Origin of the sequence: Citricoccus sp. (assembly GCF_032154715.1) — a bacterium.
Classification (GTDB): Bacteria; Actinomycetota; Actinomycetes; order Actinomycetales; family Micrococcaceae; genus Citricoccus.
Window position 1 is genome coordinate 1 of sequence record NZ_JALDXU010000025.1, and the last position, 18,102, is coordinate 18,102.

20 protein-coding genes are annotated in these 18,102 nt (G+C 69.0%); 9 read left to right on the forward strand and 11 right to left on the reverse strand.

The features are described from left to right. Positions 1–190 precede the first annotated feature (190 nt). Positions 191–1,684: a PQQ-binding-like beta-propeller repeat protein gene (locus RUH65_RS06335; protein ID WP_313816453.1), complete on the reverse strand. Its 1,494-nt coding sequence runs from the start codon at positions 1,682–1,684 to the stop codon at positions 191–193. 77 nt (positions 1,685–1,761) lie between these two features. Here RUH65_RS06335 and galE point away from each other — a divergent pair, with 77 nt between their 5' ends. The 4 genes from galE to RUH65_RS06355 all read left to right on the forward strand — a co-directional run bounded on the left by galE (position 1,762) and on the right by RUH65_RS06355 (position 4,582). Then, positions 1,762–2,757 (forward strand): UDP-glucose 4-epimerase GalE, encoded by a 996-nt coding sequence (gene galE, locus RUH65_RS06340; RefSeq protein ID WP_313816454.1) that lies wholly within the window; start codon positions 1,762–1,764, stop codon positions 2,755–2,757. Positions 2,758–2,875: 118 nt separating this feature from the next. After that, positions 2,876–3,070, forward strand: coding sequence for a hypothetical protein (locus tag RUH65_RS06345; RefSeq protein WP_313816455.1), 195 nt, complete (start codon positions 2,876–2,878; stop codon positions 3,068–3,070). A 64-nt stretch (positions 3,071–3,134) separates the two neighbouring features. Then, a complete protein-coding gene (locus RUH65_RS06350; protein WP_313816456.1) occupies positions 3,135–3,893 on the forward strand; it encodes an alpha/beta hydrolase in 759 nt (252 codons plus the stop codon). Next, the gene (locus RUH65_RS06355; protein ID WP_313816457.1) at positions 3,890–4,582 is read left to right on the forward strand and encodes an alpha/beta hydrolase; all 693 of its coding nucleotides are present in this window, start codon (positions 3,890–3,892) and stop codon (positions 4,580–4,582) included. Before RUH65_RS06350 ends, RUH65_RS06355 begins: the two co-directional genes overlap by 4 nt. A gap of 65 nt (positions 4,583–4,647) precedes the next feature. On the opposite strand, the gene RUH65_RS06360 is transcribed toward RUH65_RS06355, so the two are convergent. Next, positions 4,648–4,968, reverse strand: a complete 321-nt coding sequence (locus RUH65_RS06360; RefSeq protein ID WP_313816458.1) for a YrhK family protein — start codon at positions 4,966–4,968, stop codon at positions 4,648–4,650. Between the two features lie 88 nt (positions 4,969–5,056). Further along, positions 5,057–6,352 (reverse strand): DUF1254 domain-containing protein, encoded by a 1,296-nt coding sequence (locus RUH65_RS06365; RefSeq protein ID WP_313816459.1) that lies wholly within the window; start codon positions 6,350–6,352, stop codon positions 5,057–5,059. A 110-nt stretch (positions 6,353–6,462) separates the two neighbouring features. Here RUH65_RS06365 and tsaB point away from each other — a divergent pair, with 110 nt between their 5' ends. Beyond that, entirely contained in the window at positions 6,463–7,158 is a 696-nt protein-coding gene (gene tsaB, locus RUH65_RS06370) for a tRNA (adenosine(37)-N6)-threonylcarbamoyltransferase complex dimerization subunit type 1 TsaB (RefSeq protein WP_313816460.1), read from the forward strand. A 126-nt stretch (positions 7,159–7,284) separates the two neighbouring features. Here the strand turns inward: tsaB and RUH65_RS06375 are convergent, their stop codons facing one another. Beyond that, the gene (locus tag RUH65_RS06375; RefSeq protein WP_313816461.1) at positions 7,285–8,640 is read right to left on the reverse strand and encodes an AI-2E family transporter; all 1,356 of its coding nucleotides are present in this window, start codon (positions 8,638–8,640) and stop codon (positions 7,285–7,287) included. Between the two features lie 225 nt (positions 8,641–8,865). On the opposite strand from RUH65_RS06375, the gene RUH65_RS06380 reads away from it, so the two are divergent. From RUH65_RS06380 to RUH65_RS06390, 3 genes are all read left to right on the forward strand, one after another. Beyond that, the gene (locus RUH65_RS06380) at positions 8,866–9,168 is read left to right on the forward strand and encodes a DUF3072 domain-containing protein (RefSeq protein ID WP_396179711.1); all 303 of its coding nucleotides are present in this window, start codon (positions 8,866–8,868) and stop codon (positions 9,166–9,168) included. 68 nt (positions 9,169–9,236) lie between these two features. After that, on the forward strand, positions 9,237–10,085 hold the full coding sequence (locus tag RUH65_RS06385) for a uracil-DNA glycosylase (protein ID WP_396179718.1): 849 nt from the start codon (positions 9,237–9,239) through the stop codon (positions 10,083–10,085). A gap of 243 nt (positions 10,086–10,328) precedes the next feature. After that, complete coding sequence (locus tag RUH65_RS06390) at positions 10,329–11,267, forward strand: hypothetical protein (RefSeq protein WP_313816463.1); 939 nt, start codon at positions 10,329–10,331, stop codon at positions 11,265–11,267. Between the two features lie 45 nt (positions 11,268–11,312). Here the strand turns inward: RUH65_RS06390 and RUH65_RS06395 are convergent, their stop codons facing one another. From RUH65_RS06395 to RUH65_RS06425, 7 genes are all read right to left on the reverse strand, one after another. Continuing rightward, a complete protein-coding gene (locus tag RUH65_RS06395) occupies positions 11,313–12,074 on the reverse strand; it encodes a superoxide dismutase family protein (protein ID WP_313816464.1) in 762 nt (253 codons plus the stop codon). A 100-nt stretch (positions 12,075–12,174) separates the two neighbouring features. Then, positions 12,175–12,723 carry an RNA 2',3'-cyclic phosphodiesterase gene (thpR, locus tag RUH65_RS06400; protein WP_313816465.1) on the reverse strand — a complete coding sequence of 183 codons (549 nt, stop codon included), beginning with the start codon at positions 12,721–12,723 and terminating at the stop codon, positions 12,175–12,177. Positions 12,724–12,869: 146 nt separating this feature from the next. After that, positions 12,870–13,679, reverse strand: coding sequence for a glycosyltransferase family 2 protein (locus tag RUH65_RS06405; protein WP_313816466.1), 810 nt, complete (start codon positions 13,677–13,679; stop codon positions 12,870–12,872). Next, positions 13,676–14,701, reverse strand: coding sequence for a hypothetical protein (locus RUH65_RS06410; RefSeq protein ID WP_313816468.1), 1,026 nt, complete (start codon positions 14,699–14,701; stop codon positions 13,676–13,678). Before RUH65_RS06410 ends, RUH65_RS06405 begins: the two co-directional genes overlap by 4 nt. Beyond that, positions 14,698–15,342 carry a class I SAM-dependent methyltransferase gene (locus RUH65_RS06415; RefSeq protein WP_313816469.1) on the reverse strand — a complete coding sequence of 215 codons (645 nt, stop codon included), beginning with the start codon at positions 15,340–15,342 and terminating at the stop codon, positions 14,698–14,700. Before RUH65_RS06415 ends, RUH65_RS06410 begins: the two co-directional genes overlap by 4 nt. Beyond that, entirely contained in the window at positions 15,326–15,994 is a 669-nt protein-coding gene (locus RUH65_RS06420) for a PIG-L family deacetylase (RefSeq protein ID WP_313816470.1), read from the reverse strand. The genes RUH65_RS06415 and RUH65_RS06420 overlap by 17 nt, the downstream gene beginning before the upstream one ends. 116 nt (positions 15,995–16,110) lie before the next feature. Next, positions 16,111–17,256 (reverse strand): aromatic acid exporter family protein, encoded by a 1,146-nt coding sequence (locus tag RUH65_RS06425; protein WP_313816472.1) that lies wholly within the window; start codon positions 17,254–17,256, stop codon positions 16,111–16,113. Between the two features lie 190 nt (positions 17,257–17,446). Between RUH65_RS06425 and RUH65_RS06430 the strand changes: the two genes are divergently transcribed. Further along, complete coding sequence (locus tag RUH65_RS06430) at positions 17,447–18,025, forward strand: GNAT family N-acetyltransferase (RefSeq protein ID WP_396179720.1); 579 nt, start codon at positions 17,447–17,449, stop codon at positions 18,023–18,025. Positions 18,026–18,102: the final 77 nt, after the last annotated feature.

Below are 18,102 nucleotides of genomic sequence, written 5' to 3' on the forward strand. Positions count from 1 at the left end.
GTCTGGGAGACCCTGTGGGTGCTGTCCCACGGCGGCGGTGCCGCCCGCGCCGGGGGAGAGGTACTGGGCGTGCCCCAGACTGGAACCCACCAGCTGCCGACGCCGGAGATGCCCGCCACCCGCTGACAGCACTTTGCGGGCAGAAATGAGTACTCATTTCTGCCCGCAAAGTGGGGGGTGTTACTGGTGGTCAGTGATCGTGGCCTTCGTGGCCCTCTTCGTCGGTGGCTTCCTCTTCGTGCTCGGCGGTGGCGGCTCCCTCCTCGTGCTCGGGGGCCTCCGGGTGACCGGTGACCACGGCCATCTCCACCGGGGTGACCTCCAAGTCGAACTCGTGGGCAACCTCGCCGGACTCCAGGTCGATCACCACGAGCTGCTGGTTCTCGGCATCCGTCACGTAGGCCATGGAGTCAGCGACCTTCACGATGGGGCCGGGCTGCTGCCATTCCTCCTTCTCCTCCCACGGTTCAATGGCCGGGATCTCGGCGGTGATCTCGCCGGTCTCCTCGTCGATGACGTTGAGCTCGCCGTCATAGGTCAGCACCAGAGCCTCACCCTCCGGGCCGCGGGCCAGGGAGCGGAACCAGTAGGAGGAGCCCAGGTCCACGGTCTGCAGTGAATCCGTCAGGGTGTCGATCAGCGCGACCTGCGTGGGCCGCTCGAACTCGGCCTCCGCGTCGGTCTTCAGGTCACCGAGCATCACCGACGAGTCCTCGGACCCGGCCAGATTGCCGGTGCGCTGGTACTCGTTCTCGGCGGCGACTTTGTGGAACTCGCCGTCGCGGTAGATGACGGGGCCGTCCTCGCAGCCCAGCACCACCACATCCCCGTTCTCGTTCGGGGCGGCCGCCGCCTCACCGTGCACACCCGTGCAGTCGGTGGTCTCGGCCAGGACCTCGCCGTTGTCCCCGGTGCTCTTCACCTGAACGGTGTTCCGCCCCTCCTCGGTGCCCTGCGTGGTCAGCAGGGTGCCGTCGATGAGCTGCAGGGCCACACCGTGGTGGGGATCGTCCGTGGCGGTCGACTCCGTGCGCGGCTGTCCGTCCTTCAGATGTTCGGACGTGAAAGTCTGGATGGATCCGTCGCCGTCCCCGAACAGGGTGGTCAGGCCGTGATGGACCACCACATGCCCGGCGTAGGGAGCGGCGAACTCGATGCCGCTGAGTCCGGGGTCCGATTCGTAGTAGTGGAAGTGGTCCCCGTGACCCTGAGCATCGATGCCCGAGTTGTAGACCTCGAACTGGTCCCCATTGGACACCATGACGTGCTGGCCGTCCCCGGCATTGTTCAGGCGCAGGAAGCCGTCCAGCTCTTCCTCGTGGACGATCTCTCCGGTCTCGCCGTCCAGGGTCACCAGTCCGCCATCGTGGCTGAGGACCACACGCGGGCTCAGCGTGGGGACCTCGGCGCGGGAGTCCCGCTGCGCGGCGTTGACGGGTTCAGCGGCATCTGCGCCGTCTGTGGACTCGGCGGTGGCCGAGTCGCCTGCGGTCTCGGCGGAGGAGTCCCCGCCGCCAGCTCCGGCTCCCGGTGCACACGCCGAAAGTGCCAGGGCAACGGCGGCGACGGCGGCGACCGAGAGGGCCCGGCGGGTGTGAGGCGTGCGTGATGTGCCAGAGGCGATGGCAGGGTGTGTCCCTGCGGAGATGGCAGAGGTGCGGTAGGGCGGGAGTGATGTGTTCATGACCAGCACTCTAAATGCAATTGCGAACAAGTTGCAACAATGTCGGGATGGAGAGGCGGACTCCGTAAGCTGGCGGTATGACTTGGATGGTGACCGGCGGAGCCGGCTATATCGGCGCCCATGTGGTGGAGGCCTTTCGGGCCGTCGGGATCGACACCGTGGTGGTGGACAACCTGTCCAGCGGACACCGCGGATTCGTGCCGGAGGACGTCCCGTTCGTCCAGGCTGACCTGAACGACCGGGCCGCGCTGGACGGCGCGTTCGCCGCCCACCCGGTGGCCGGCGTCGTGCATATTGCCGGGTACAAGTACGCCGGGGAATCCGTGCGGAAGCCGCTGCGCACATACCGGGACAACGTCACCGGGATGGTGGCCCTGCTGGAGACGATGGAGGGCGCCGGCGTGGTAAACATGGTGTTCTCCTCGTCCGCCGCGACGTTCGGTACGCCGGATGGAGAGCTGGTGACCGAGGCCAGTGCGACCGTGCCGGAATCGCCCTATGGGGAGACCAAGCTGATCGGCGAGTGGCTGCTGGCCGACCAGGCTCGGGCGGCCGGGCTGCGGCACACCTCGCTGCGCTACTTCAACGTGGTCGGCTCGGGCACGGACCGGATCAGCGACACCAGCCCGCACAACCTGTTCCCGCTCGTCTTCGACGCGCTGGTGGCGGGGAGGACCCCGCGGATCAACGGCGCGGACTACCCGACGCCGGACGGCACCTGTGTGCGCGACTACATCCACGTGGCCGACCTGGCCGAGGCTCATGTGGCGGCGGCGCGGCGTCTGGAGGCGGGGGAGCCCGTGGAGCCCGTCTACAACCTGGGCTCCGGTGCGGGCACCTCCGTCCGCGAGATCATGGACGCGATGGCGTCGGTGACCGGGATCGACTTCGAGCCCGAGGTGCAGGACCGCCGGCCGGGGGATCCGGCGCGGATCGTGGCCGATGGGACACTGGCCGCGCGGGACCTGGGCTGGACCACGCGGCATTCCGTGCAGGACATGGTGGCCTCCGCCTGGAGCGCCCGGCAGGCGTGGGAGGCGCGGCAGACGCGGGAGGCACGCTCGGTCGGCTGAAACTGCCCGGCCGCCCAGAGTCGCTGAACGGTGCAAAAAGCGGGCCACGCTGGCACGTCGGCCGCCGATCTGACATGGTTCTCGCATCCGCGACGGAGGACCGAGGAAGGAGACGCGCATGAGCATGCCACGCGACGAACAGGGGCAGCCCGAGGTGAACCCGGACGACGAGAACGCCGACCTGGGATCCGACGGCAGCGGCGAGGTCGATCTCGATCCTGACGACGACAGTGAGGCCGACTACGAGCCGCAGCCCACCGCCGGTGACGACCCGAAGACCGACTCGAAAGCCCAGCGAGATTCCGACCGGTAGAGATTCACCCTTCCGGCGCGGCCACGGGCTGGAGCTGCGACGGCTGCACGCCGGCGGGCACACGGTGGATGTTCGCGGCACGTTCGGGCGGGCGCAGGACGAGAAGAACGAGAATCCAGAGACCGGTGAGACGGCCGGGACGGAACGCCCGCCCGTGGTGCTGGTGCACGGCATCGGGATGTCGGGGGAGTACTTTCTGCCGTTCGCCCACACGCTGGCCACTGACCACGATGTCTTCGCCCTGGACCTGCCCGGCTACGGCACCACGCCCACTCCGCCACGGGCGCTGACCGTTCCGGAACTGGGCGAGGTTCTCGCCCAGGTGATCCGGGCGCTGGGACTGGACGGGGCCGTCGTCGTGGGTCACTCCATGGGCTGTCAGATTGTGGTGGACACGCTCGCGCGGAACCCGGGACTGTGTGCTGGCTACGTGCTGATCGGCCCCACGGTGGATCCGGCGGCGCACAGCCTGCCGGCCCTGGCCTGGCGGCTGCTGCGAGACAGCTTCGGGGAGCCCGCGGCGAACAATGCCGTGGTCTTGCGCAATTACCTGCGGATGGGTCCGCTGCGATACCTGCGCACCGCGCGGCACATGCTCGCCGACCGGATCGAGGAGGCGATCATCCGCTGCGAGATCCCGGGGCTCGTGGTCCGGGGAGACCGGGATCCCATCGCGCCGCACGGCTGGGCCGTGGACCTGGTGCGCCTGGCGCCCGACGCCGGCCTGGTCGAGATTCCCGACGCGCCTCACGCCGTACAGTACAACCGGCCGCACGACCTCGCCGCGGCCTGCGCTCGCTTCCTCAAGGCCGTGGGCCGATGAACGTCGCTGAGATCGGCGTGGACCTCGCCGCCTGGATCCGTGACTACGTTTACGCGCTCCGCCGGCAGGCCGCCGGGGTGGCGCACCGCTACGACCCGCAGGCCTATCGCCAGTCCGGGACCGGTCAGCCGGCGGTGGTGCTCATCCCCGGTATCTACGAGAGCTGGACGTTCATGCTTCCGGTGGCCGACGCCCTGCGGGAGAACGGCTTTGACGTGCACGCCGTGACGGACCTGCGGTACAACGGGGGAACCATCGAGGAGATGGCAGACCTGGTCGACCGGTATCTCCGCCGGGAGCGGGTGGGCCGCTGCGTGCTGGTGGCCCACAGCAAGGGCGGCCTGGTCGGCAAGCTGCTGCTGGCGCACCACCATGAGGGTGGTGCGATCCGAGGCCTCGTGGCGGTCAACACGCCGTTCACCGGCTCGCCGCTGGCCCGGCTGCTGCCCTTGCCGGCATTGCGGGTGTTCCTGCCGAACTCCCCGGAGCTGGCCGAGCTGAGTGCCAGCAGCCACGTGGACCGGGACATCGTCTCCATCTATGGCCGGTTCGACCCGCACATCCCCGGGGGCAGTTGTCTGGAGGGGGCTCACAACGTGCAGCTGGGCACGCGAGGACACTTCCTGCCGCTCGGTGACCGGCGGGTGCACGCCGCGATCCTGGAGGGAATCCGGCGGCTGGCGGGGTGAGGCCTGGGCAAGGGCTGGGCAAGGCCTGGGCAAGGGCTGGGCGAGGGGCCGGGTATGGAGGTGGATCACCGCGAGTGCTGAGGGCCGGAGAAAAGGTCTCCCGGAGCCTCAGGCGCTTTCTGGGCCAGCCGGTCGACCCGGCGCAGGGAGGCCAAGCGCACCTCGCGGGTCAGGCGGATCGTCGGTTTCAGCGCGAAGAAGATGGACCCGGCCAGGAAGCACCAGGTGCCTGCCGTCTGGGCTGACTCACTGAAGAACAGGATGCTGCCGATGACGAACAGGCCGGCGGCCAAGAAGTCGGCGATGGTGTGCAGCACCTCGAAAATGGCATAGACGCGGGCCATCTCGCCGGTGGTCTCGCGGTTGCGGGGATCGAATAATTGCATGGAGTCCTTTCACCGGAGAATCGGGCGCGATCAGCGGGTGCCTCCGGAAGAGAAGTTCTTCTGTGGATCGCCTGCTGAACCACGTACCTCAGCGGGGAGTGATCTCGGGGAGATGGTAGGTCCCCTCCGCGATGTCAGCGTCGCCTCCGTAAGCGCGGATGATGACCGTGAAGGGACCTGCGGGCGAAGGAAGCCAGTTCGCCGCCTCCTCAGGGTCATCAGGTCGGTGGTGCTGGACGTAGAGCGTCAGGGAACCGTCATCGCCGTAGTGGAGGCCTGGCGTACGGTCGCCGACGGAGTATCGATCGATCTCATTGGCGTTGAGCAGACGCTGCGGAAGCGTGTACAGCGTCGCCGACCAGAAGAAGCGTGCTTTCGGGAGCTGGCCGGCGGTGAAGGTGATGACGTAGTCGGTTCCACCGGCGATTCTGTCGCCCCTGGAGTCGACGAGCCATCCGCCGTACCAGGCGATCGCCGGAGGGAGACCGTAGAGTCCCTTCTTGGCCCCGACGTTGCGGTTGTCATACAGGCCTGCCATGTCGCCACGTGTGCCGAACAGCCCGGTCGAACTCGCGGTCCGCTGCGCTACGTCGTCCAGGTGCTCCATGCCCTCTGCCATGCCTTGCTCGAACGCTGCCCTCTCATTGAGGCTGAGGGCACTGGTCTTGAAAGTTCCGCTACCATCCAACCCAGCTGAAGCCATCCGATCGCGCATGTCCCGGTCCTCGTCCAGGACTGGGGCGAATTGCAGCAGGTGGTCCAGGTAGTCATAGAAGCGGATGGTGCTGGACGCCTCCTCCTCCCAGACTGGCCACTGAACCGGTTCTGCAGCCGTGGGGGCTGGTGACGCCTGATCCTCGTGCAGGGGCACTGCGGCGTATGAATGCTGGATACGCCGGAGTTCGTCGACGTCGCCGTCGGTGAAGGACGTTCGGCCGAGGCAACCGACGATGTCTGTGGATGCATTGATGACCCCGTCCATGCCCTCAGGGGTGTCGCCCGTCCATGCCGGTCCGGCCAGGAGGTAGCGGCCCGGGCCGGTGCCGGTGGTGGCGGCGCTGACGTATCCGGCGTACACGGTGTAGAGGTCGTGGAAAGGAAGGATGTAGAAGCGTTCGATGGCTGGAACGGTGATGACCCACGGTTCGACGCGGAGATCAAACCACCCCCAGGAGTAAGGGGTGTCATTGTTCGGCGTGACGATGTCGGTATTGGCCGGGGTGAAGGGCTCGGAATAATGCCGGAATTGGCCGAAGCCACCGGTAAAGCGGGGATCGTGGGCATCGACAGCCTGTTCGTAGAGGGTGCGATAGTTCTCCACCATCGCGTATCCATACGCATATGCATCACGGGCGATGGATCGCAGGGCTGTCGCATCGATCATGCGCCTGACGCTAACCTGAGGGACAACCCCCTGTCAGCAGCGGGCGGCCGGTTCGTTGACCTCACGTCGGCCGGAATATTGCCCCAGCTCGGCTTCGTAGACTGGATCCCATGCCCGACCAGTCCTCCCGCCCCCTGCTCGCCCTCGACGCCTCCGCCACCGCCAGTGTGGCCGTGGTCCGGGACGGCGAGGTCCTCGCCCGTTACGCCTCCACCGAGACCAACACCCACGCCGAGGTGCTCACGCCGGCGGTACGCCGGGTTCTCGCGGAAGCGAAGCTGGAGCCGAGTGATCTGCGGGCGGTGGTGGCCGGCGTCGGGCCCGGGCCGTTCACCGGGCTGCGCGCCGGGCTGGTGACGGCGCGCTCCCTTGCGTTCGCGTGGTGGCTGCCGGTTCACGGGGTGATGAGCCTGGACGCGATCGCGCTGCCCGCGGCCGAGGAGGCCTTCCGAGCCGGGATCGAGGAGTTCGTGGTGGCCACCGACGCCAGGCGCCGTGAGGTCTACTGGGCCCACTACGCCTCCGTGGGCGGTCAGTTCCAGCGCCTCCACGGGCCGTTCGTCACGGCTCCCGCCGAGGTCACCCCGCTGCCGGCCTACGGCGCCGGAGCCGGGCTGTACCCGGATGCCCTCGCCGCGGTTGCGGAGTTCTCCACCGCCGTGCCCGACGCCGGCTCGCTCGGCCTGGTCGGCGAACTCGCCCTGCGACGGGGCCGGGGGATCCTGCCGGTCCAGCCGCTGTACCTGCGCGAATCCGATGCGAAGGTGCCGGGTCCCCGGAAGAAGGCCGGCACCGGCGAACGGTAGGCCCGACGCGGCAGCCGCCGGGCGCCGTCGGGCGGCGTCGGCGTCGTAGGGACCGTGATCACCACTTTGCGGGCAAAGAAAAGTACTTATCTTTGCCCGCAAAGCGAGAGGGGACAGTCGAGAGGGTCAGGACTCCTTGGATCCGGAGGGGCCAGGCGCCTCCGTGGACCCCGAGGCGCCTGAGGCGCCAGAGGCACCGGAGGTGTCCTGCGCCGGAGCCGACTCCGAGCCTGACGTCTCCGCGGCCACGCCGAGGGCATCACCGCTGACCTTCTCGCGGCGCAGCCGCCGGTACTTGGAGCGCTGGTCGGCGGAGGCCTTGAGGGCGGGGCGGTCCTTGGGGGACAGGGGATCCTTGCCTAAGACGGGGTCGTCGCCGGCCTGGTAGCGGGTGGTCCACACCTGGATGACGGCCCAGGCCACGGCGGTGTAGGGCACGGCCAGGATGGCGCCGAAGATGCCGCCCACCAGAGTGCCGATGGTCAGGGCGAGCAGCACGATCAAGGCGTGCAGGCTCAGGGTCCGGCCCATCACCACGGGCTGGAGCAGGTTGCCCTCGAGCTGGTTGACCACCACCACGATGGCGATCACGATCAGCGCCTCGAGCGGGCCGGTGGTCACCAGGGCCACCAGGGCAGCCAGGATGCCGGCCACGGTGGCTCCCACGATCGGGATGAACGCGCCGACGAAGACGATCACGGCCAGGGGCAGGGCCAGCGGGACGCCGATGACAAACAGGCCGATGCCGATGAGGATCGCGTCCACCGCGGCCACGGTGGCGGTGCCGCGGACGTAGCCGCCGAGCACCCCGGAGGCGCGGTCCACGGACTCGGCCAGCTTGGCGCGGGTCTCGCCCCGGAACCAGCGCAGCGTGAAGTTGACGATCTTCGAGCCGTCCTTGAGGAAGAAGAACAGCACCACGATCATCAGCACGAGACCGGTGAGGAAGTTGGTGGCGGCGGAGATCCCGGTGAGGGTGCCGCTGGCCAGGCCGCTGGCGTAGTCACCGCTGGCCAGGAAGTCGCTGACCTGCTGGGTGGCGTCGTCGATCAGCGAGGCGTCGATGGGCAGCGGGCCGGACGTCACGAAGTCCTGGAGCTGCTGCCAGCCCTCCATGGCCGAGGAGACCAGGGAGTCCCACTCGTTGCGGATGGCGAACACCACCCCGGTGACCACGCCTCCCACCAGCAGCAGGATGAGGAGGAAGGACATCAGGGTGGCCAGCAGGTGCGACCACCCCTTGCTGACCAGCCAGCGCACCAGGGGTGAGACCGCCGAGGCCAGGATCAGGGCCACCAGCACGGCGAGCACGACCACGCTCACGCGCAGCAGCACCGCGATCACCCCGACCGCGACGGCGGCGATCAGCAGCGTCTGCCCCGCTCGGGCCCCGGCACGGCCCAGGCCGTCAGTCCAGGGGCCCTTCACCTCTGCACCGTCAGTCCGCGGGGGACCGGTGTCGGGCTGGATCTCTGTACTCATGCAGGTACTCCTGGTTCTCGGGGCCTGTGACCGACCTGTCGTGCTGGTGCGCGGCGCAGCGGATTCCACCTGCCGTGCACTGCCCACTGTAAGTCCGCCCGGCACCGAAGGCCGTGCCGACCTACCGAAGGTATTCCTCCGGCGGCCCTGGTGCTGGCCAGGGTGTCCGTGGAGGGCGTTAGCATGTGCATCACAGCCGCAGACCACCGAACGAAGGAGCCACTGATGACGACCACACCCGCACAGTTCCCGGACCCGGAGGAAGAGGCAGAGGTCCTCGGGCAGGGCACCGCCGCAGAATCGGCCACCGGCTCGGAGGCCGAGACCATCGGTGCGACCGGTGATGCCGAGGACCCTGCCCTGGAGAAGGACCCGGCCGACTGGGTCAGCGGAGACGACCCGATGACGGAGGCGCAACGCTCCTACCTGGACACCCTCGCCAAACAGGCCGGCGAGGAGTTGCCCGCGGACCTGACCAAGGCCGAGGCCTCCGAGCACATCGATCGGCTCCGGGAACAGCAGTCCTGAGCGGGGTTTCGGGCGGCGGCGCCCCTCGCGATGGAGGACTGCCCCGGGGCGAAGCCGGGCCCCCACCGCTGCCGCATCCGCTGACCGGCCAACCGTTCTCCTCACCCGTACCGCCCGGCAGCGGCTGGCCGGAGGACCCCGCCGGGCCCACGACGCCGGCCGCCACCTCAGCCGCGCAGGTCCGGAGGCTGGCGGGTACGGCTCAGTCCCTGGCCGACGTCGACGCCCGGGTCTCCGTGTGCCGCGCCTGCCCGCGGCTGGTGGACTGGCGGGAATCGGTGGCCGTGGTCAAGCGAAAGGCATTTCTCGGCGAACCCTACTGGGGCAGGCCCGTGCCGTCCCTGGGGGATGAGCAACCGCGCGTGCTCGTGGTGGGACTCGCCCCGGCCGCTCACGGCGGGAACCGCACCGGCCGGATGTTCACCGGCGACCGCTCGGGGGACTGGATCCACGCCGCCCTGTACCGGGCCGGCTATGCCGCCCGGCCGACGTCGGTGTCCGCCGGGGACGGGCAGCGGCTCAGGGGCCTCCGCATGGTGGCCCCGGTCCACTGCGCCCCGCCGGACAACAAACCGACACCGGACGAGCGAGCCGCCTGCGGGCCGTGGCTGGACCGCGAACTGCAGCTGGCCACCTCCGTGGAGTCGATCCTGGTGCTCGGTGCCATCGGCTGGCAGTCCCTGCACGCCGCGGCGGCGCGCATCGGCTGGGTCCTGCCGCGTCCCCGGGCGAAATTCGGCCACGGGGCCCGGACGGTGTTCACGGTTCCCTGCAACGGCAACGGCAACGGCAACGGCAACGGCAACGGCCGTCCACGGGAGGTGCACGTTATCGGCTGTTACCACGTGTCCCAGCAGAACACCTTCACCGGGCGCTTGACGGAGCAGATGCTGGACGAGGTCATCTCCTTGCTCTGACAAGTGCGGGTGACGGCCTCGATGCTCACTGCCCCCCTGGGGTCATGAGCACGATCGGCGGAGGGTTCATCGGCGATTCTCGACGTCGGGCGTGCTCATGACTTTGCTCGTCACTCGATCTGTGGATAACTTCTGCAGGGAAGGGCAGGATGCCCAACGCTGGTGTCCATGGACTGGAGAGATAGAACCGACTCGACCGCGTTCGAGGAGGGTGCAGCGAGGCAGGACTTGGCTCGAGACGCCGTGGCCAAGACGGTGTTCACCGTTGAGGAAGCCCGTGCATCTGGGATGACCGAGTACCAACTGCGGCACCGGTGGTTGGCGGTGCCCACGCCGGGTATCAGACTCTGGGACCTCGGAGATCTTCCGTGGCGCGAAGTGGTCGAAGCGGTGTCGTCCTTGCCCGGGGAGCACTATCTGAGCCACTCGACAGCTGCGCGATTGTGGGGCCTGTGGTTGCCGCACCATCTGGAGGAGGATTGGCCGATCCACGTCACGGGCCGCAAAGGAGAATCCGGGGCCAGGCGTCGACCTGGAATCCATGGGCATAAGGCCGGGTTGGTCGACGAGGACGTGGTGGAGCTTTCCGGGCTGCGGCTGACAACACCAGAGCGGACCTGGGTGGACCTCTCCACGCAGATCAAGGATCCGGTGTGGCTGGTCGCCGCGGGAGACGCCCTGCTGCAGAGAAGCAAGGGCCCCGCCCGCCCGGACGGGGTCTTGGGAGCGAACCCGTTGTGCACCTTGGCCGAGGTCGATGCTGTGCTGGGGCGCCGTCATCGCACCAAGGGCATCAACGCCGCCCGCCACGCCAGGGAACTGATCCGTGAAGGCGTGGACTCTCCTGCCGAGACCCTGCTTCGCCTCATCATCGTTGATGCCGGACTGCCCGAACCCGTGGTGAACCGGGAGGTCTGGCTTTCACCGACCCTGAAGAGACGGCCGGATCTGCACTATCCCCAGTGGCGGATCGCGATTCAGTACGACGGACGCGGTCATGGGGAAGCCGCGCAGTTGAATAGCGACATCAAGCGAGACAGCGATTTCACAGACCACGGCTGGGAATCGGTCAAAGCCGCTGATGATATCTTTCGCAGCAATGGTGCACGGCAATTCCTCGAACGCCTACGCCGGGCCATCCACCGCCAGTCACGAGTTGCGAGCACGGTCACCGTCGTCTGACTCGGCGATTCTCGACGTCGGGCGTGCTCACAACTGGGGGGTGGCTCAGGAGGCCGCCTCGACCACGCCGCAGGCCCACCGGAAGCCCGCGTCGCCGGTCCCGGTGGTGTCCTCGTCCGGGCCGTCCGGGGCATAGCGTTCGGGGATGTTGGCGAAGTTGTCTGGTTCGGAGTGCAGCATCATCGCGGCACCGTCCTGATCCTGCAGGTGCTCGGCGGTGAGCCGGTCGGTGTGGAAGGTCAGAAGCCCCTCCCCGGACTCCTGCACCAGGATGGGAGGCAGGTCCCCGGCGTGGTCGGGGTGGTCGGACTCGTCAGCACCGATGTGGCTGCCGGCCGAGAGGAAGGCCCCCAGTTCGGAGGGGTCGTCCGGGGCGGCACTGTCCGGGTTGCATTCGCCGATCTCGTGGACGTGCAGGCCGTAGAAGCCGGGCTCCATGCCGGAGAGCTCCACGGTGAACTCCATGGCCCCGTCCATCTCCCGGATCTGCGCGGTGCCGACCTCACCCTCGATGTCCTGCATGCTCGCGGTGTAGTCAGCGGGGGCACCGGAGCCCTCCGCGCCAGAGCCGCCCGAACCACCAGAGCTCGTGGAATCGGCGGCCACCGTGTCCGTGGTCTCGGCGCCCTCGGTGGTTCCGGGGCTCGGGGACTGGACGCCGCCGCCGGGCGCGGACGCACCGCCGTCCGGTGTCGTCTCAGAGGCGGACTCGGGTGCGCAGGCACCCAGGACGAGGATGCCGCCCAGGCCCAAGAGGGCCGTCGTCGTGCGGAGCGGGGTGTTCCTCGGGGAAAATCGCGCGGTCATGATGTGTCCTCTCCTCGTGCCGTGGCCGCCGGAAGACCGTGAGAGACGCCGACCGCGCACGGCGTGGCACCGTCCACGCTACCGAGGCCCGCCCGTCCCGTCAGGGGGCCAAAGGTACCGTCTTCACGATCCGATGCCGCGGCCGGTGGCCATGCCCCTGGAGCGTCGACTCGACCAGATGGACCTCATGCACCGTCCAGATCCGCGAGCTGAACGTCTCCAGCACGCGGATCCACCGCGTGGCATTCGTGTGACCCGGGCGCGCCAGGGTCAGGTGGGGATGAAAGGCCTTGCCATCAGGAGCGACGCCGGCCCGGTTGCCCGCCCCGCGCGCCTTCCGTGCCAGCCGGGTCAGGTCCTCGGCGCCGTCCTCGACGCCCAGCCACACCACCGCGGCCCGGTCCGGGTGGGGGAACGCCCCGGCCCCGTGCAGGCCGCAGGGGAAGGACTCGACACTCCGGACGGCGTCGTCCAGGTTTTCCTCGAGGGGATCAAGGGAACGGTCCGGGACGGAGCCGAAGAACGCGAGCGTCAGGTGCATCTGCTCCGGGCCGGTCCACGTCAGGCCCGGGCGGACGGAGAGGAACTCGGCCAGTTCCTCGCGGACGTCCTCGGGCGGGTAGACGGCCACGAACATGCGGGTACCCATGGACGAGTCCTATGCCATCCAGGGCCGAGAGGGCAAGGCACCACGAGCGCTCGTCGCGCACCCGGGATGATACGAACACGATGGGCGTCGACGTGATCGGCGTGTCTCGACACCGAGCGTTCTCGTAACGTCTGGGTGCCGGGCGGCTATCCGGCGTCGGACGTCTCGGCCAATCGGCGCAGGAGGGAGCCCAGGCCATCGGCACAACGGGGATCTTCCCGGCCAGAGGTGCTGACACGGGGAAACATCGGCGTGGCCACCCGAAAGCGTGCCGCCCCGAGCCGCCGGAGGAGATCATGGTCCTCGCCGTGGCTCCGCGGGGTGAACCCGCCGACGGTCTGGTAGGCGTCGAGACGGACCACGAGGTTGGCCCCATAGGCGTGGTCATGGCCGGCGCTGTGGATGCCGCGCGTCACCAGCAGCTCATACGCGTGCCGGGCCGCCGCCGGGGGGTTCCAGTCCAGAAGGTCGACGAGTCCAGCGACGGCATCTGCCCCGTTCGCGGTGGCCACGGCCAGGCTGGAGGAGATCCAGTCGGCAGGAACCAGCGAGTCGGCGTCCGTGTTGAACAGCCATGCGCTGCTGGACTGGTCCAAGAGCGGCACAGCCGCATCCACGGCAGTCCGGCGGACCTCGGCGACCGTGGCGGAGGCCTGGTCTTCGATGACGATCCATTCCACGTCCGGCTCAGCGTCGGTCAGTCGCGCCCGTGCCACCTGTGCAGTGCGATCGGCGCAACGATGGGCGGCCACGGCGATGACGGCCCGGTCTACCGCGCCGATGGCTCGGGCCCATGTGACGGCGGCAGCCACGTGGTTCAGGCAGCCGGGCAACAGGAGTTCCTCGTCGTGGGCCGGAATGGCGACGATGATGTCCACCGGTGGGTGGGGCGCCGAGGGTATGACCTCCACCGGCCAGCCGGTCAGCGCCGGCCTTGCCGCTGCGGGTTCGGTCATCCAGATCCTCCCACGTACGCGGCGTCGCCGTCTTGGCTCTGCTGGGCGACGTAGAGTTCCACGTCGTCCACGGCTCGGTTCAGATCCTCATCGAAAGCCAGGCCAGCGGGGCCGGCCAGGGCGCGGACCTCCTCCAGGATCCGGCGGACCGCGGCGCCGACGCCGGCCCGGCACAGTGTCGCGAGAGTGCGGAGTCGCTCCTGGTGTTCCGCCGCCTGCCCTTGCCCTGCCGAGTCACGTGCGCCGCCGACCTCCGATGCACGCAGGGCGATGGCGGTCTGGCGGACCAAGGCCACCGCCGAGGCCAGATCGGTGCGGGCACGGCCCAGCCGCACTCGTCTCGGGTCAGAGACAGCAGCCGGCACGTCCGTGCTCTGGGCGAGCAGATCGAGCACGCGTGCCGCCCCACCGGTCCAGACAGCGGCTACACCGACACCACCGGGGAAGAAGGATGACCGCGTCAGATAGAAGTTGTTCGCCCCGATCTGCCGAGCCGAGACCACTGCGTCCAACTCGATCCGATGGCTGCGGGAGTGCTCCATGGCGCGGGTGCGCCAAGCACTGGTGTCGAAGGACCAGTCTGAGACGGCAACGTCCAGCAGCAGATGACGGTCTTCCTCGGGCCAGACGGTCACCAGGGCGCGGTCCAGCACGCCGGCCCCCGAGGCGAAGAGCAGCCGTCCCGTCAGGTGCCACCCTCCGCGGACCGGCTTGCCGGACAGGCCGGTGCCGCCCGAGCGGGACGCCCAGACGCCGTAGAGCGCGTCTGGGTCTGGCGTGGCACCGGCTTCGGCCATGACCCGCAGGGCATCCACATGCCCCTCCGTGAGGCGGGCCAGGGGGATGTCCGTTCGGCCCAAGGCCATCAGCGCCTCCACCAGGCCGGGCCAGTCGAGAGCGGTCCACTCGGCTTGGCCGGCCACGTGGTGAATCGCGGCGCGCTGGCATGTCGGCGTGGTCTCGCGCAGTCCCGCCGGCAGGTCGAACGGCGCAGGAGCCTTCAGGCCGAGGGACGGCGTCATGGCAACTCCCTTGGTGGCGTTGAGGCGGGCAGGTGCGTGCTGAGGACGAAGTCCCGGTCTTCGTGCTGCACCGCACGGAGGAACCCAGCAGCAGTCAGGGCCACGTCCACTTCCCGCGTGCAGTCCTCACCCGACAGGTAGGCGTCCCCGGGAAGATGGCGCCAGTGTACGGTGACGATCTCGGCATCCAGGCCGGAGAGCATCTGTACCGTGGCGGCGCGGGCTGGACGGGGCAGGTAGTAGAGGACTTCGGAGGCGATGACGAGATCCGCCGCTTGGGCCTCTGCCGGCAGGGTGGGCAGCGCCGACTGCCGGACGGTGAGTCGCCCGGTCCCCGGCACCCACGCTCTTTCCGGAGAATCGTCAACCGCCTCTTCTGAGCAGACCTCCGTCCCCTGCTCGCTCAGGGCCGCGACGGCCACCGCGGACGCGTCCGTGGCCACGACGCGGCGACAACGGGCCGATAGATCCAGGGCAAGGTGGCCGGTGCCGGCCGCGGCATCCCACGCCAGGGCATACTCCCGCCGGGCCAGGGACGCCAGGACCACCGCGATCTTGCGTTGTTCATACCAACTGGAGCCGACCGCGAAGGGATCCGCGTCGGAGCGGTAGAGCGCGTCGAAATCAGGCGTTCTGGTCATCAGGCTCCCACACGAGAAGCTGGCGTTCATGGCGGTCGACCAGCTCGGACGGCACCACGGGCCGGATGGCGGGGTGTTGGGGCCTGACCTGGGAATGGTGGCGGGCGATGGCCTCGGTGCGGAGACGACCGGCCCGCGTCGATGTCGGTTGCACCAGCAGTGTCGCACCCCGGCGGTTGATCTCGGCCGCAGGGAACCAGTACGGGGTCCAGACGAGGTAACCCAGCAGCGGCACCCCCGCCCGCCGCGCTGCCGCGGCACCGATGCGCCCGGCTGCCTCGTGGTCGGGGTGCGGGTCGTGCCGCCACGGGGCGAGGACGACGTCGGCCTCGGCGGCCAACGAGGCCACCGCCTCGGCGGCCTCGCCCTCATGCCCCGCCAGTCCGCCGTCGGGCCAGCGCCGGGTTTCCACGGGGGTCACGCCCAGGACACTCAGGGCCTCGGCCCATTCCCGCAGCCGTTTTCGGGCCACGCCATCAAGATCGGCGTGGTTCCCGTGACAGCGTTCTCCGGCCGTGAGAGTGACACATCGCACCGGACCCACATGGTCGGCCAGGAGGCGTCCGGCACCGATGGCCTCGTCGTCGGGATGGGCGGCGATCACGAGCACGGAGACGTCCTGCTGCCACGCCGCGCCTGGGGCCTCGGCCATGGCACGGTGCCATTCGTCGCGGGGCACGGGCGGAGGGGCCGTGTCCGCGGGCGGTTCCGTCGAGGGCGGCCGGGAGCCGTTCGAGCTGGGGATCCGCGTCAGCTGCGATCGGCCGGTCAAGCGCTGGCTTCCCGGGCCTTGCGGGTGGAGGCCACGTCATCGACGATGACGGCGAGGTGCCGCAGGCTGGTGATCAGCGAGCCGTAGACGGGCCAGGCGGACCGCGGGAGGTCGTGGTCCTGGGACATGGACTCCGAGAGGTCCGTCAACCGGTCGTTGACCGGCTCCACCTCGGCGTCAGGGTCGGCGATCGAGCGTCCGCAATCGCGCAGGATCATTGACCACTGGTCGCGGAAGCGGTCGTTCCACGCGCCCTCTGCGTAGGTGGCCTCATGCAGAGTCCTCGCCAGATGCCGCAGGTGGGAGACGCCCTCGTCCACGCGGGAGAGAATCTCGACGTAGTCGTCCTCCTTCCCGTTCCCGGTCAGCGGCGTGCGGAGCCTGACGCCGTGGCGTCGGAGATACATCCGAGGATTGGCACGCCGGCTCTCGCGGGCGAAGCGCACAAACTCCCAGGCGGTCCGGGTGTCATCTTCCATGGATCCGGTCTCGGACATCCAGGCCTCGGCCCGGTCCGTGTCCCAGGACTGCGAGAACTCGTCCGCCATCTCCTCCAGGACGCTGCCCATGCGCCGGTTGATGGAATCCACGTAGCTGGCCGCCTGACGGTCCCGGAGCGGCGGAATGATGAGGAGGTTGACGGCGATGCCCACGGCAACGCCCACGCCGACCTCGATCATACGGTCGAGCAAGAGGGGTTCCTGATCCTCGAAGCCGCTGCTGAGGAGAAAAATCGCGGTGGTGGCGATGGCGATTCCCTCGTCACGGATCCAGTGGATGCGGGCCGCCACCATGCCGACCAGCAGGGCCAGGGCATAGGTCCAGACATTGACCCCGAGGAGGTTGCCGATGACAAAGGACAGCCCGACGCCGAGGGCAGAGGCAATGGACGTCTGCACGCCGTGGGACAGTGACCGGTACACCGTGGCGTGGACCGTCAGCAGAGCCGTCCAGGGTGCCAGGAACGGCATCTGGGTCTCCAGGACGGTGATGGAGAACCACCAGGCCGCGGTGGCCGCGATCACGCACTTGATGGTCTGGGTGATGGCGGAGAGGAAGGTCGGCCGGCGGGCGATCTCGAGTAATCGATCAGCCAGGCCGTGCGTACGCTGCCCCCCGTGGGTGGCCTTGACTGATGTCATGCTGATCGTGCTTCGTTGCTGCTCACCCCGTCACCCTAGCGCCGGATCAGGGACAGCGGAGAGTGCGGCGGGCCTCTGGTGATGCGTGATTCGTAGAATGGCCCACATGCCTTTTCCTGCCGAGCCCGTGGACGAGTTCGACGCGACCGCTCGGACCGCCGCCGACCCCGTGCTGCCCGCTGGATACTCGATGCGGCCCCTGGAGTGGGCCGACCTGCCGGCCGTGCACGCCCTGGAACAGCGGCTCTTCCCCTTCGACGCCTGGCCGCTGTCCTTCTTCGAGGAGGAACTCGCCCACGCCGTCCCAGAGGCCGACGGCGGCACCCGCGACTACCGCGTGATCACCGGCCCCCCGGCACTTTGCGGGCAAAGATCACCGGTAGTTTCTGCCCGCAAAGTCATGGGGGGAGAGCAGGGCAGGGGGAAGGGGGACCCTGACGCGGGGGAGGCCGCCGACGTCGTGCTCGGGTATTGCGGGCTGATGTGCGTGCCGCCGCTGGCAGATGTGCAGACCATTGCCGTGGCTCCCGAGGCCGAGGGCCGCGGGCTGGGTACGGCGATGCTGCTGTGGATGGTGGCCGAGGCCGGGCGTCGCCGGGCGAGGGACCTGCTGCTCGAGGTGCGCGCGGACAACCCGCGGGCCCAGCAGCTGTACGCGCGTCACGGCTTTGAGCACATCCACACGCGCGCCGGCTACTACCCGGGGGACGCCCAGCGCGGTAACGCCCGGGTGGACGCCCTGATCATGCGGCGGCGCCTGCTGGCCTGACGCGCCACGTCGCGAGCCTGATCACCGCGGACGGTGTCCCACGGCGAGGCCCGTCCGGTCTCTGACTCAACCGCGGC